The sequence below is a fragment of the Gloeotrichia echinulata CP02 genome (genome assembly GCA_038087035.1).
GTDB classification, from domain to species: domain Bacteria; phylum Cyanobacteriota; class Cyanobacteriia; order Cyanobacteriales; family Nostocaceae; genus Gloeotrichia; species Gloeotrichia echinulata.
In genome coordinates, this window is sequence record CP051187.1 from 4,975,396 (window position 1) to 4,990,059 (window position 14,664).

Here is a 14,664-nt window from a genome sequence, read left to right on the forward strand (position 1 = left end):
GTTAGGGTACTTTTGCAAGAGGTCTAATATAAACTGCGGAGCGTCTGTCTACGACATGCTCCGCGAACGCAGAGAAGGGAAAAATATGAAGGTGGAGGAAATTAGGGTTCGCGGTACTGTTCAGGGGGTGGGATTTCGCCCTACTGTATATCGCATCGCTAAAGCTTGCGGGTTGCGTGGTGATGTTTGTAATGATGGAGAAGGTGTGTTAATTCGGGTTGCTGGTAGTGAAGCTGATTTAACAGAATTTGTCACTAGATTACAGCAAGAATGTCCACCTTTGGCAAGAATTAATGAGTTAATTAGAAGTGTCTATGAGGGTGAATTTAATTTTGATGATTTTATAATTTCTCACAGTGTAAATAGCGCAGTTAAAACAGAAATTGTCCCTGATGCTGCTACTTGTCTCCAATGTCAAAAAGAAATTTTTGACCCCTTTAGTCGCTTTTATCGTTACCCCTTTACAAACTGTACCCATTGTGGTCCTCGCTTAAGTATTATTCGGACTATTCCTTATGACAGATGCAATACTAGTATGTCTGGATTTAGCATATGTCCAGAATGTGAAAAAGAATATCATAATCTAGAAAATCGCCGCTTTCATGCCCAACCAATCGCCTGCTATATTTGCGGACCACAAGCTTGGTTAGAACGTCCCGATGGTAAGCCTGTGACTGCTTCTATGTTTTCGATGCTAGATGATGTTGATGCTGTCTGTACCCTACTGCAAAAAGGCGAAATTGTGGCAATTAAGGGGTTAGGTGGTATTCATCTTGCTTGTGACGCCACTCAAGAAACCTCTGTACAAAAACTCCGCCAACGTAAAGGACGCTATTATAAACCCTTAGCTTTAATGGCGCGAGATATATCAGTAATTGAACAATATTGCACCGTCAACGCTCAGGAAAGAGAATTATTAACAAGTTCCGCTGCGCCTATTGTTTTATTACGAAAAAAGGGATTTGGTAATGGGGAATTAACTCATGATTACTCACCTATCGCCCCTTCAATTGCACCAGGGCAAAATACACTTGGTTTCATGTTACCTTATACGCCTTTACATCATTTAATTCTCAAGCGGATGCATCGTCCAATTGTCTTAACAAGTGGCAATTTTTCCGATGAACCCCAATGTATTGATAATGATGAAGCCAGAGAAAAGTTAGGCAATATTGCTGATTATTTTCTGTTTCATAATCGCGAGATTGTTAACCGGGTAGATGATTCGGTCGTGCGAGTTATTGGTGAGCAAGTGCAAACAATTCGCCGCGCTAGAGGATATGCACCAACACCAATTAAGTTACCACCAGGATTTGATAATATTCCGCCAATTTTAGCAATGGGTAGCGAGTTGAAAAATACCTTTTGTATATTGCGAGAAGGGGAAGCAATTATCTCGCAACATTTGGGAGATTTAGAAAATGCTGCGGCTTTGAATGCCTATCAGGATACCTTAAAATTATACTTAAATTTATTTGAGCATACACCAGAATTTATTGCCATTGACAAACATCCAGAATATCTTTCTACAAAACTCGGTCAAGAACTAGCAACCGCCAATCAAATCAAACTTTATTCCATCCAACATCATCACGCCCACATTGCTGCTTGTATGGCGGAAAATGGTATTCCTCGAAATTATCAACCAGTTTTAGGTATTGCTTTAGACGGTTTGGGTTATGGCGAAGATGGTACACTTTGGGGTGGAGAATTCCTTTTAGCAGATTACCGCAAATTCCAGCGACTAGCAACATTTAAACCAGTGGCTATGATTGGCGGTAAACAAGCAATATATCAGCCCTGGCGTAACACCTACGCCCAATTATTAGCAATCGACAGTTGGGATAATTTAACCCAAAAATACGGAGATTTAGAAATATTCAAATTTCTAGAAAAAAAGCCATTAAAGCTACTAAATCAGCTAATAGAAAAAGGTATTAACTCTCCCCCAGCTTCCTCAGTAGGGCGCTTGTTCGATGCAGTAGCAGCGGCTATCGGTGTTTATCCAGAAGAATGTAGCTATGAAGGACAAGCGGCGATCGCAATGGAAGCCTTAGTCAATGTCAATAGCTTAAAGAATAATGAAGAAACGCAAACTTATCCTTTTAAGATTACGATTTTCGATAGTATTTATTGTATAGACTCTAGTCCAATGTGGCAAACCTTGCTCGATGACTTACAGCAGCAGATTCCTCCAGGAATAATCGCCGCTAAATTTCACAAAGGTTTAGCTAAAACAATTGTCGAGATGGTACAAAAACTTACTCAAGAACATCTCATTAATCAAGTAGTCCTGACAGGAGGAGTATTTCAAAATTCCATTTTATTAGAACAAGTTACTTCCAGACTACAAGCATTAGGAATAAATGTCCTAACTCACAGTTTAGTTCCATCTAATGACGGTGGTTTATCCCTCGGACAAGCTATTATTGCTGCATCTCAATTAATTAGTTAAGTAGGTCGGTGCAAATAAACCATACTGCTTAGGGTTGTCATTTGTCATTTGTCATTTGTCATTTGTCATTACTCATTACTCATTACTCATTACTCATTACTCATTACTCATTACTCATTACTCATTACTCTTTGTCATTTGTCATTTGTCATTGCTCAAGATTTCAGCTATATAACGTTTCCCCGTCTAGCGATGTATATTATCGCCCCCTCCTCGCTTGCGCTTAGGGGGTTGGGGGTGAGGTTCTTGTCCGTCTTCTCTTTTGTTCCTTTATCCTGAAAAAGGAAAATAAAAATGTGTTTAGGAATACCCGGTCAAATTGTCGAAATAACAAACATTAATCACAAATTAGCCATTGTCAACGTTGCTGGTGTCAAGCGACAAGTAAATATAGCTTGCATCATTGACGAACAACATCCCCCCGAAGCGTGTATTGGAGATTGGGTATTAGTTCATGTAGGCTTTGCGATGAATCGCATTAACGCCCAAGAAGCCGCAGAAACATTACAACTTTTGCAAGAAATAGAAGAATTAATGGTTGATTACTAATAACTAGTTCGTAGTAGCGCTTTAGCGCCATAACCAGAATTAATATGAAATACGTTGACGAATTTCGCGACCCTTACAAAGCTGAAGCCTTAGTATGGCAAATAGAAAAATTATGTCACATCCTAGGGAAACCTATTAAAATAATGGAAGTATGTGGCGGTCATACCCATTCTATATTTAAGTACGGTATTGAGGAAATTTTGCCAGATACCATTGAATTAATTCATGGACCTGGTTGTCCAGTTTGTGTTATGCCAAAAGGGAGATTAGATGATGCGATCGCCATCTCCCAAAATTCTAACGTAATTTTCGCCACCTTTGGTGATGCCATGCGGGTTCCTGGTTCTCACACCAGCTTACTCCAAGCCAAAGCCACGGGCGCAGATATTCGCATGGTTTACTCTCCTCTCGATAGCCTACAAATTGCTAAAGATAACCCCGACAAAGAAGTAGTTTTCTTTGCTTTAGGCTTTGAAACTACAGCCCCCAGCACAGCTTTTACAATTCTCCAAGCTGCAGCGGAAAATATTCCTAATTTTAGTATGTTTTGTAATCACGTCCTCGTGATTCCCGCCTTACAAGCACTACTAAATAACCCCGATTTACAATTAGATGGCTTTGTCGGTCCTGGTCATGTCAGCATGGTAATTGGCACTGACCCTTATCAATTTATTTCTCAACAATATCATAAGCCAATAGTTGTCTCAGGATTTGAACCTTTAGACATCATCCAATCGATTTGGATGCTATTGCATCAGCTAGTAGAAAATCGCTGTGAAGTTGAAAACCAATACAATCGCATAGTCAAAAATGAAGGAAATTCTGTAGCACTTACAGCGATGAATCAAGTGTTTACAGTCCGAGATAATTTTGATTGGCGCGGCTTGGGTGAAATCCCCTATTCAGGGTTAAAAATTCGTCCTGAATATACTCAATTTGATGCTGAATTAAAATTTACAATTCCTCACCTAAAAATAGCCGACCATAAAGCCTGTAAATGTGGCGAAATTCTTAAGGGAGTCTTAAAACCTTGGCAATGTAAAGTATTTGGTACAGCTTGCACACCCGAAACACCAATTGGTGCTTGCATGGTATCTTCTGAAGGGGCTTGTGCAGCTTATTATAAATATGGCAAACTGTCGAATATTGCCAAAAAAACAATGGCTGAACCATCAAAGGTTAGCCTGAACCAAGAACCCTTACCTTCCTGTGCTAATCCTGTGGAATAGCCAAACTAAAACATGATTGGAGGATAAAATCTATGCCATTTGTTACAATTCAAATTGCCCAAGGTCATTCCATCGAGAAAAAACGGCGACTAGTAGAAGCCATTACTAACGCCTTAGTTTCAGCTTTAGATACCAAACCTGAATGGATAACTGTTCATATTGATGAATTTGCACGAGAAAATTGGGCTGTTGGCGGGATATTGCATTCTGATAGACATCGTGGTAGACATGATGAAGCCGGTAGATAATTTTTTTTACTGCGTATAGCCGTTAAACAATACGTAATATTATTCAGGGGAATTTCTGGTATTTAATTGGTATTTAAATATGAATCTACTGTTAAAATATGGATTTATCCCAAAATCACTCACTAGAAAACCCCCTATTTCAAAAAATTGAACAAGTTCGCCGTCGTCAAGGTAAGGTGCGAGATACTCATATAAATCTCGCACATGGTAGCGGTGGTAAAGCGATGCGCGATTTGATTGATGATATTTTTGTTAATAGTTTTGATAATCCGATTCTCTCTCAATTAGAAGACCAAGCCAGTTTTAATTTAGCCAGTCTCATGCAACAAGGAGATAGACTAGCATTTACAACTGATTCCTATGTTGTAGACCCGTTATTTTTTCCTGGTAGTGATATTGGAGAATTAGCTGTCAATGGGACAATAAATGATTTAGCCGTCAGTGGTGCCAAACCTTTATATCTTACCTGTAGCGTTATTTTAGAAGAAGGTTTACCAATAGAAACTTTACGGCGTGTTGTAGCTAGTATGAAAGCAGCAGCTAATAAAGCAGGCGTCCAAATTGTTACCGGTGACACGAAAGTTGTTCATCGTGGTGCTGCTGATAAATTGTTCATTAATACTGCGGGAATTGGCGTAATTCCCCCAGGAGTTAATATTTCTGCTCATAATATTCAACCAGGAGATGCAATCATTATTAATGGTGAATTAGGAAATCATGGTACTGCTATTTTAATCGCCCGTGGAGAATTAGCATTAGATTCTAATATAGAAAGTGACTGTCAGCCTTTGCATAGTTTAGTAGAAACTATCCTCAAAGTATGTCCCGAAGTTCACGCCATGCGGGATGCTACACGCGGCGGTTTAGCTACAGTCTTAAATGAATTTGCTCTCAGTTCTGATGTAGGAATTCGGATATATGAAAAGTCTATACCAGTCAATGAACAGGTTCAAGGGGTTTGCGAAATTCTCGGTTTAGACCCCTTATATCTAGCAAATGAAGGTAAGTTAGTTGTAGTAGTACCAGGCGAAAAAGCTAACACTGTTTTATCAGCCATGAAATTGCACCCAGCGGGAAAAGACGCCTGTATTATCGGTACAGTTATTCCTTCACCTCCTGGTGTTGTTTTGTTAAAAACTGCTTTTAATACTGAACGCATCGTTGATATGCTTGTCGGTGATCAATTACCACGAATTTGTTAAATAATTAGGTCATTTGTCATTGGTCATCTGCACTACATTAATAATCGTAGGGTGCGTGACGCTGCGATAAATATTGTACGCAGGTACAGGAATTCTGGCGTCACGCACCATTCTTTACAGCGATTTTCAGGTAAATGAACCACATTTTTATATCTCACGCAAAGGCGCAAAGGCGCAAAGGAACAAAGAAATACAGATATCCGCGTGTGGTCTAAATACCTGAAAAGTGCTGTAAATGTGAGACTAGCGTAAGTCCTGAATCAGTATATCTGTGCCAAAAAACCTTACTAGTCAGAGTCATCATTTGTTATTAGTAAAGAACAAAGCACAACTAACAATTGACACGCGCAGCGTAATAAATCTATGCACGAATTAGGAATTACCCAAAATATTGTCGCTATCGTCAGCGAACACGCTAAAGGCGCAAAAGTTAGCCGAGTGTTATTAGAAATTGGCAAACTTTCTGCTATAATGCCTGATGCTATCCGATTTTGTTTTGATATTTGCAGCCAAGGTACAGTTTTAGCAGGCTCAACCTTAGAAATTTTAGAAATTACCGGTTTAGGAAAATGTCGCCAATGTGGTGCAGAAATTGCTTTAGACAAGCCTTTTGGTATATGTCAATGTGGTAGCCTGGAATTAGATTTAATCAATGGTGAAGAACTAAAAATTAAAGAAATAGAAATAGAGGAAGTATGTGTGTAACCTGCGGTTGTTCGGATGATGCTGAAGCTAAAGTTACAAATTTAGAAAATGGTGCAGTTGAACACAATCACCATCATCATACTCACACTTTAGCCGATGGAACTGTAATTACCCATTCCCACAGTTATGAGGAACTATCCCACATTCACGCCAAAATACATAACACAACTATATCCTTAGAACAGGATATTTTAGCCAAAAATAACCTTTTAGCTGCCCAAAATCGCGGCTGGTTTAAAGGTCGAAATATCCTGGCTTTAAATTTAATGAGTTCCCCTGGAGCAGGAAAAACTACACTCTTAACTCGCACAATCAATGATTTAAAAGATAAGTTGTCTATCAGTGTCATTGAAGGCGACCAAGAAACAACTAATGATGCTGAAAAAATTAAAGAAACAGGCTGTAAAGTTGTCCAAATCAACACCGGTACGGGCTGTCATTTAGATGCATCAATGATAGACAGGGGTTTACAACAACTCAACCCACCGCTAAATTCTGTAGTGATGATTGAAAATGTGGGTAATTTGGTTTGTCCCGCCTTATTTGATTTAGGCGAACAAGCCAAAGTAGTAATTCTTTCGGTAACAGAGGGAGAAGATAAACCAATAAAATATCCCCACATGTTCCGCGCTAGTGAGATAATGATTCTTACTAAAATTGATTTACTACCTTACCTGCAATTTGATCTACAAAAATGTCTAGACTATGCGAAGCAGGTAAATCCGCAAATTCAAATTTTTCAAGTTTCGGCTACGACTGGCTCAGGTTTAGATAATTGGTATGCTTGGCTATCTCAAAAGGTAGGAAGTTCTTCTAGTTTAATTTCTGCATAAACATTTTCGTTTGTATCACGCAGAGGCGCAGAGTCGTAGAGAGTAAGAGGTGAGAGATCAGCTTTAAGCACAGAAAAACGTCGATAATTATCCAAAATTATCGACGTACATGGACTGTTAATAATTCTCGATCATAGCTATCAACACAAACCCACCAGTTTTGATTTACAACCAATCGCGATAAGCTGAGATTTCCTTGACACCGATTTCAAACGGATTACCTTTACCAAATGGGGGATAAACCCTGATTTTGGCATTTTTGGTAAACCGTTCCAACCGATTACCCAATTGCGGAATATTGCTAACGATATGCCAGTAAGATACTATATCAGGGCAGTCAATAATCAGCATCAGAGTAGTAGAGTTAGTGGTAAGATACCACTGACAATTAGACAACAATGCTTGGGTAATGCGATCGCAGGCTTGATAAAAGCATCTGCCAATCGATTGTTCTATTTCTAGATACAGCATTCCATCCTGGGTTGTCACCTCAGTTGGTGGTAAATCATCAGGAGGAAGCAGGTTTAATTTAGACATAATTCCGCACCTCTTGGTTATAGCGCGTCAAGCTGTCCAGGTTTTTTTGCTCTTCAAAAGACGAGGGTTTAAGTGCTAGTGTACCTAGTTGCAATTCATCCTGAAATTTTTTGATTTTGTCGCGACAGATTCCCACATCACCGATAATTGAGTTCTCAATTAAATAGTCTTCGTCATAACAAATATTTGTATGATCAAATAACTGATGATTGGGCGAACTCTTTTGCATTACTTGCGCCGAATTGGCTTTCATTTTCAGGCTAAATTTACGGATATAAGGTAACGCCTCACTCACAGCCTCATCATAAGTTCTGCCGACAAAGAAGAAACGTGCCAGTATTAAGTCTTCAGAATCACTGGAATTTAAAGCACGATATTTGGCAACAGTTTTCTTCAATCTTTCCAGAGAAAACGGTGGTCCTCCCATCAAGCCAAAGGCGTTTTTAGCAGCAAATTCAATGCTGTCATCACTACCACTAGCTACATAAACGGGAATTTTTGGTTGTAAAGGTTTCGGATAAATTGTCAGGCGATCGCATTGATAATATTGCCCATTAAATGATACATTTGTTTCATATAAAAGCCTTTGAATCAATGCGATTGACTCTAGCATCATGCCACGGGATTCACTCATGGGAATGGCAAAATGCTTATTTTGTTCGGGAAAGGGTCCACCTTTAGCAATTCCAAATGCTAGCCGTCCATTGCACAGGTTATCCAAAGTCGCAATGTCCTCAGCAACCCTAATCGGGTCATGAAACGCCAGCAACACCGCTGCTGTCCCTAATCGGATAGTTGAAGTTACTCCCGCCAAATGTGCCATCAACACCAAAATTGACGGACTGAGATTCAATTCATTAAAATGATGTTCGCTCACCCAGGCTTCTTCAAAATCTAAGCTTTCCGCGTGTTTGACCAGCGCGACTTGCTCTTTGAGGGCGCGACGGGTATCTTGGTGATGATTGTCGTAATTGCAGAAAAGTCCAGTTTTCATTCTTGGCAATAGCTATTTTAGTCAGACCTACTCTGGAGGCACATTAATAATCCTAGGGTGTGTGACGCTGCGATAAATATTGTCCGCCAGGACTTGTGGCGTCACGCACCATTCTTTAAATGTGACACGTAAGTAAGTCCTGTTTAGGTTGCAACCCACTGTAATTCCAACCATAAGCGCGGATTGGTCTTTTTGAGTTTCGACATCGGATCGCGCAGTATTGGTTTGGCATTAATACAAACTACCTGAACGAGTCCCATATTGTCTGCTATTTCTCTCAAGATTTCTTTTTGAGCTTGCACATAGGGCATCATTTCGGTAGAGCAATAAATTCCTATGTATTGTAAGCGTTTAGCAGGTCGTCCCCAATAACAGGTGATGACTTTCACATAACACCCATTAAGTAATTCCCCGATACTTGGGTAATAGTGATTGACGACTCTTGTAAATTCCTTGGCTAGGATGTCTTCAGCAATCATAGCAAATGATATTTTTGTAGCGTTCATCACGCTATTAATATAACATATATTTGTCATTCAAAGATAACATTTGCTCTACCTATTTAGGTAGATATATTAAAATTCCATCATAATAAAGTGAGGCAATATCAAATAAGATACCACCTCCGTTTAACCTATAAAAAATCAAAATCCAGCAGTGTAACCACAGATTTATATCCGTGGTTAACTTCAAAACAATCTACTTTAGCAAGAGGTCTATCGATTATATTGATGCTCGAATTTATTAATTCAAATTTTCCAGGTTTAATTAATGTACATTTAAATTGCACATATAAATTTTGGATTTTGAATTTTAACTATCGGGCATTACGTTCAGACACTAAAACCTCTGCCACTAATTGTGGTAAATCGATGAGATCTATATATCCATCTGAACCACGAATAGGCGAGATAAATGTATAATTTGGGTCACAGGCTCCCGTGTCGTAAACTTGAATGAACCACCGATCAGGAAATCCTGCTACACCCAGTTCCACAACGTACCAAGATTCACCAATCAGACGAGAGTTAAAAACTGCGAACCACTCTCTGTGAGATTCAGAGATGTTCCAGTCTGCCATGATAAACTCTAATGCTATAAGTCCTGCATCAGTTGCTGTCAATAACATTCTTACTCCTTATTTGAAACTTCTACATCAGAATTGGTAGCTTCAATTTCAGGGTATAATCCTAGTTGTTTGGCTAATTCACGAGCAATAAAAAACAAAAATTGGGCACCATCTTGATTGCCTTCGTGAGCGAATACACTTGCTACTTTCAGCATTGCATATACAAAGCCAGAATCAATTAATTCTGGTTGTGCTTCTAAAACTTCCGGTTCCTGACCATTAGGACATCTGAGTAGCTGGTCAATCAAATCAAAATATAAGAGTTCGCGTTCTTCTGTCATGGTGCTTTTGTAGATTTAGAATGAGTGAAATTTGAAATGCTTATTGCTCGATACTTTGCTGCCACAATCTTTCTAATGTTTCAACCTGTTCTCGCAAAACTGCAGCACGATAGACCAGATACCTATCGTAAATCATAATTCCTAACCCCAAGCAAATAGGGGTAAGTACGAAAAACAATTGCAAAATAGTGGTAAATTGGTATTGTTGAACAGTAATCGGCTTTTGGTGATTCAGAGCGCAATCAGAGATTTTTATGCTAGCCTGAGATTGCGGAATATTTTTACCCTCTGACTGAAGAGCCAAAGCGTCATATACCCTAATGTTATTGTTGATTTCACAAGTTAAGCTCTGTGTTTTTATTAGCTCTATATGTCGTCCCCAAACTATGCTTAATACGAGTATTTCTGGAGACAGCACAGCTAAGGTAATTGCACAGACTGTGAGAACATTTAGAACTTTGACTCTCATCTTGGCTCTCCCTTCATAGGCAGTATGCACCCATTAATATCAATATTTTTTTGTTTGGCCAAGTAGGTTATTGCTTCTACTTCGCAAATACAGTTATCCTAGTTTAGGTTGTGAACGTAAATTTCGACAAAGAAATCTCACCCTCCACGCGCATAGGCGCAAAAATGAGAGATAAGACTAATTTTGAGTGTTCACAAACAATAAAGGATTTTGTAGCCCTGATAATAAATAAAAACACGTTATCAGTTTGTTGATTGTTAACTGTTAACTGTTAACCGTTTATTAAACATTTAGGACTTAAGAAGTCCCCCCTAGTTCGTCAGGTTTTCACCTGGGAATGTTGGGGGGTAGAGGGGAATCTCTGCGTAAATCCTACTAATGTTTATATCAGTCGCCCCTCGATATCAGAGTTTAGCCTAGCTCAATTAAGATTATTAAATTTATTAAGGTTGTACTCAAAGCCTACAAGTCTTACTTTATCAAGGTTTAAAAAATTATTTGGGGTATGGGTTCTAGTATTTTTCGGCTGGTGTACTAGCATTTACGGGATAGGGTGCGGGCTATTTTGTACTCAAGCTCAAAGCCATACAGGCTATGGAAAAAGGCAAGTTTTTACCTCAATTATTTGGACAAAAAAGCTTGTACTCAAAGGATATTTTTATGCCTAAGTTACAATAATAAAATCAAAAAAACCATTAACTTTTACCAAAATATCATCTTTTTCAGATATTCATCTATAAAGTGACAATTGTTGCAGATAAATAATACCATTTCCATTTAATAAAGATATAAATACGTTGCTAGGAAATATAATAAACCATGCTTACAGGGTCCAAGTCCTTGCGCCCCTACAGATATTGCGACGACGCCAAAAAGTTGGCCAAAAACTTTAATATTACCCGGCGATTAGGCGTATAATGAGCTTAACTGCAAATATTGCCAGCAGAAGTCCTGTTCTCATCAGCAAATTCAGTAAACCAAAAAATTTCGCGATGGCTACGGTGGGCGTTCCGCGCCATCATTCTGTCGAAGTGATCTAAGATATCTGATTTTGCCAAAAAAACCTTATGCGCCTAACTTTCTAGGATACAAGGCGCTTTTGCTAGGGTTTGCGCCCCTTTTGTCATCTGTTCAATATTTGATGGCGACCAAGGGTAAGGTGATTGACAATGATGAGCTGCTAACAATCCCCATAATCCTCTGGGCATCAAAACTGGTACAACTAGGTTGGCGCGGACTTGCAAACTGTGGAGAAAATCTCGGTGACAATCTTGGATTGGTTCTGAGTTAATATCCGCGATCGCCCGCACTCTTCCTGCTAAATATAAATTGGCATACTCTTGGTTAAAACAATCATCAGCACCAGTTGAACCGAAGATTGAGTATTGATCAGAACTTAAAGATTCACAGGTCACTTGGCCTTGCCATTCTCCATAAAAATAATACAACACCACCCGATCAACCTGGAGCGATTCTCTGAGTTGGATGATCGTTTCTCGAACCAAGTTATCTCGCTGAACATTTCTCACAAGGCGCTCAAGCACTCTTTGTAAGCCACCGTCATAACGCCTAGGTGAGCCAGGGTTGAATTCTGAGAAAGAATGAATTTGCACAGGTTTAAAATGACGAATGAGTAATTACTTTCGGATTTTTATAGTAACTAAATTATCACTTTTTCTGAAAAATCATCATGCAGTCACAGAACTCCAAAAAATAATAAATTATCTCATTTCTGTACTCAACACAACTTTTTATCCACTCGTTCGCTTCTATGTGTAATGTTTTTTAAGTCTAAATTACCTAAATATACTAAAAAAGATTAACTTACTCATAAAGATTATACCACTTAAAGCTTCAAGGGTTTCAGCAAATTATAAATAAAAAATTAAAAATTACAAAAATTCAAAGTTGTTAAATTTTCCCAAAGATTTGGATTTTGAGCAGCGAAATACCCACATTAAACCTGGGAATCGTCAATTAGTCACTTCCCGGTCTAAGATTACCTATATAGCGGTTCTCAGTTGGATACAATACAAAATTATATCGTCGCGTGTAGGGGCACGGCAGCGCCGTGCCCTTACGAGTGTATTGGACTCAACCGATAACCGCTATAATTTTCCTTCTTCTCTACGTTCGCGTAGCGTGTCGAAGACAGACGCTTCTCTTCTTAGGCTCCGCCAACGCGAATGCAGAAGCTCAAAATTATTTCCCTACGGGACGCTCCGCGTAAAGCCTGCGGCATAGCTTCGCTTACGCGTAGCGTCCCGTAGGGAACGGTAATCTTCCAGCGGTTCGGGAGTAGTAGTCTGTCAATTTTGTTTTGAGGGATTTTTGGTAGTGTGAGCGTCTCGCTCACGCGGGCAAGATGCCCACACTACAGTCCATCATTTTTATCTTGACAGAGTAGTAGTCCTTTTTAGACATTTTCTATGAAGATTTTATTAACAAAGATTGCAAATGATTACATATATATAATATTGTGCAATTTTTTTAATAAATACCGACTTATCTATCACTAGAGGAATCAACTACTTGCAGCAATTGTTCAAACAAAGGATCGCCAAAATTCATTAATCGTAGGGAAGGCGTTTCATCAAAAACATTAGGATAAAAAGTAACTGTGTAATTCTGCCTTTTATAAGTCAGTTGCCAAGTTCCCTCAGTCCTTCTCTCAAACTGCACACCATTGGCTTTTAAAAGTGCGGAGGAGGTGAATAATTGCTCAATTGTTTCTGGTGTAAAGGGAGCAGCAGAAATGGGTTTTTGAATTTCTGCTAAATCAGCGTCCAAATCCATCGCTACCATTTCCTCAATTGCTAAACGAGGTGGTGGACTGTCTAACACAGAATCGAATTCAGACATTAAAACATCTTCTTCTTCAGGGTCAGCGCTCATAGCCGCTTGTTCAATAAAAGTGGGGACTTGTGCTAAAATAGGTTGAAGATTACCAACAACAGTGGCAAAAGCATTAATGCGATCGCGTAATTTTTTATAAACCTTCGCTTCTACTGTGCCATCATAGTAAAAATTGTGGATTCGCACAGTAGAATACCTTTGTCCAATGCGGTCAATTCTGCCAATGCGCTGTTCAACCCGCATGGGATTCCAAGGCATATCATAGTTAATCAACACTCCGCAATTTTGTAAGTTTAAACCCTCGGAAGCAGATTCAGTACAGAGGAGAATTTTGATTTCATCTTGGCGGAATCGGCGTTTAATTTCTTCTTTGGGAACTAAACACCAATTTGGTTGACTGTTGGCTGTTGACTGTTGGTTGGATTGTTCAGTCAACGGGTAACTGTTAACTGTCAACAATTCACCACCACGACCAGAATAACAAGCTACTTGACTACCATACAACTCCTTCAATGTATCTCGCAGATAGTCCATCGTGTCAGTGTACTGGGTGAAAACAATCGCACTTTCTCGCTCAGTTAATTCTTGGCGTAAAATTTGAATAAAGCGAGAAAGCTTGCTATCTTCCCCAGTGTTTTCAAATTGGCGTAGTAATTCTTCAAGATATTGAATTTCTTGGGGGTCTACTGGTTCAAAGAAAGATTCCAGTCCCGCAATTATGGTATCATCTTCATTATCCACATCCACCAAATCGTCGTCACTTAAAACGCTTCCCTGTTGAGTTAACAGATAATCCAAACGACGCTGCAGAGATGACTTGATGGCATAAAATGAACTGGTCAAACGCTTGCGGTAAAGGGTCATCAAAAAACCTAAACAGGAACGCTGATCTATTTGTGCCAGTCGATAAAAATGACGGTTCTTGCGGCTCTTCCGTACTTAGCGTGCTGAATTTGTTAAAAAATAAGTTTGAAACCCTTGCGTGGCTCCGATAAAAGCCATTATTTTTTGTATTTGAGCTCCTGTTACTAAAAATCAAATTATAAACGCCTGTAAGCCTTGTTATTAAAGCAATTTAATCGACTTTCATTAATAATTAAGCACGCTACACACGCAAGAGCCATAAATTATTACCTTTTTCAATTCCATTCAAAATAGTAAAGTTATTACCATTTGG

16 protein-coding genes are annotated in these 14,664 nt (G+C 39.1%); 8 read left to right on the plus strand and 8 right to left on the minus strand.

All coding sequences use genetic code 11. The annotated features are described in order from the left end of the window. Positions 1-85: 85 nt before the first annotated feature. From hypF to hypB, 8 genes are all read left to right on the plus strand, one after another. Positions 86-2,455, plus strand: a complete 2,370-nt coding sequence (gene hypF / locus HEQ19_21830) for a carbamoyltransferase HypF (protein WYM01754.1) — start codon at positions 86-88, stop codon at positions 2,453-2,455. A gap of 34 nt (positions 2,456-2,489) precedes the next feature. Then, positions 2,490-2,630 (plus strand): hypothetical protein, encoded by a 141-nt coding sequence (locus HEQ19_21835; protein ID WYM01755.1) that lies wholly within the window; start codon positions 2,490-2,492, stop codon positions 2,628-2,630. A 119-nt stretch (positions 2,631-2,749) separates the two neighbouring features. Next, positions 2,750-3,004 (plus strand): HypC/HybG/HupF family hydrogenase formation chaperone, encoded by a 255-nt coding sequence (locus tag HEQ19_21840; protein ID WYM01756.1) that lies wholly within the window; start codon positions 2,750-2,752, stop codon positions 3,002-3,004. A 44-nt stretch (positions 3,005-3,048) separates the two neighbouring features. Next, entirely contained in the window at positions 3,049-4,233 is a 1,185-nt protein-coding gene (gene hypD, locus HEQ19_21845; GenBank protein WYM01757.1) for a hydrogenase formation protein HypD, read from the plus strand. Positions 4,234-4,265: 32 nt separating this feature from the next. Further along, on the plus strand, positions 4,266-4,481 hold the full coding sequence (locus tag HEQ19_21850) for a 4-oxalocrotonate tautomerase family protein (GenBank protein ID WYM01758.1): 216 nt from the start codon (positions 4,266-4,268) through the stop codon (positions 4,479-4,481). Positions 4,482-4,579: 98 nt separating this feature from the next. Next, positions 4,580-5,683: a hydrogenase expression/formation protein HypE gene (hypE, locus tag HEQ19_21855; protein ID WYM01759.1), complete on the plus strand. Its 1,104-nt coding sequence runs from the start codon at positions 4,580-4,582 to the stop codon at positions 5,681-5,683. Between the two features lie 363 nt (positions 5,684-6,046). After that, entirely contained in the window at positions 6,047-6,388 is a 342-nt protein-coding gene (locus HEQ19_21860) for a hydrogenase maturation nickel metallochaperone HypA (protein WYM01760.1), read from the plus strand. Next, positions 6,379-7,221, plus strand: coding sequence for a hydrogenase nickel incorporation protein HypB (hypB, locus tag HEQ19_21865; GenBank protein WYM01761.1), 843 nt, complete (start codon positions 6,379-6,381; stop codon positions 7,219-7,221). Before HEQ19_21860 ends, hypB begins: the two co-directional genes overlap by 10 nt. Before the next feature lie 165 nt (positions 7,222-7,386). Here hypB and HEQ19_21870 read toward each other — a convergent pair whose 3' ends face one another. From HEQ19_21870 to HEQ19_21905, 8 genes are all read right to left on the minus strand, one after another. Continuing rightward, positions 7,387-7,758, minus strand: a complete 372-nt coding sequence (locus HEQ19_21870; protein ID WYM01762.1) for a hypothetical protein — start codon at positions 7,756-7,758, stop codon at positions 7,387-7,389. After that, entirely contained in the window at positions 7,751-8,752 is a 1,002-nt protein-coding gene (locus HEQ19_21875) for an LLM class flavin-dependent oxidoreductase (protein WYM01763.1), read from the minus strand. Before HEQ19_21875 ends, HEQ19_21870 begins: the two co-directional genes overlap by 8 nt. 143 nt (positions 8,753-8,895) lie before the next feature. After that, positions 8,896-9,258, minus strand: a complete 363-nt coding sequence (locus HEQ19_21880; GenBank protein ID WYM03543.1) for a hypothetical protein — start codon at positions 9,256-9,258, stop codon at positions 8,896-8,898. 311 nt (positions 9,259-9,569) lie between these two features. After that, positions 9,570-9,881 carry a hypothetical protein gene (locus tag HEQ19_21885; GenBank protein WYM01764.1) on the minus strand — a complete coding sequence of 104 codons (312 nt, stop codon included), beginning with the start codon at positions 9,879-9,881 and terminating at the stop codon, positions 9,570-9,572. 2 nt (positions 9,882-9,883) lie between these two features. Further along, positions 9,884-10,162, minus strand: a complete 279-nt coding sequence (locus HEQ19_21890) for a hypothetical protein (protein WYM01765.1) — start codon at positions 10,160-10,162, stop codon at positions 9,884-9,886. Between the two features lie 40 nt (positions 10,163-10,202). Further along, positions 10,203-10,631: a hypothetical protein gene (locus HEQ19_21895; protein WYM01766.1), complete on the minus strand. Its 429-nt coding sequence runs from the start codon at positions 10,629-10,631 to the stop codon at positions 10,203-10,205. A 1,073-nt stretch (positions 10,632-11,704) separates the two neighbouring features. Beyond that, entirely contained in the window at positions 11,705-12,244 is a 540-nt protein-coding gene (locus HEQ19_21900) for a GAF domain-containing protein (protein ID WYM01767.1), read from the minus strand. A gap of 892 nt (positions 12,245-13,136) precedes the next feature. Next, positions 13,137-14,351: a helicase-related protein gene (locus HEQ19_21905; protein WZI66981.1), complete on the minus strand. Its 1,215-nt coding sequence runs from the start codon at positions 14,349-14,351 to the stop codon at positions 13,137-13,139. Between the last annotated feature and the right edge of the window lie 313 nt (positions 14,352-14,664).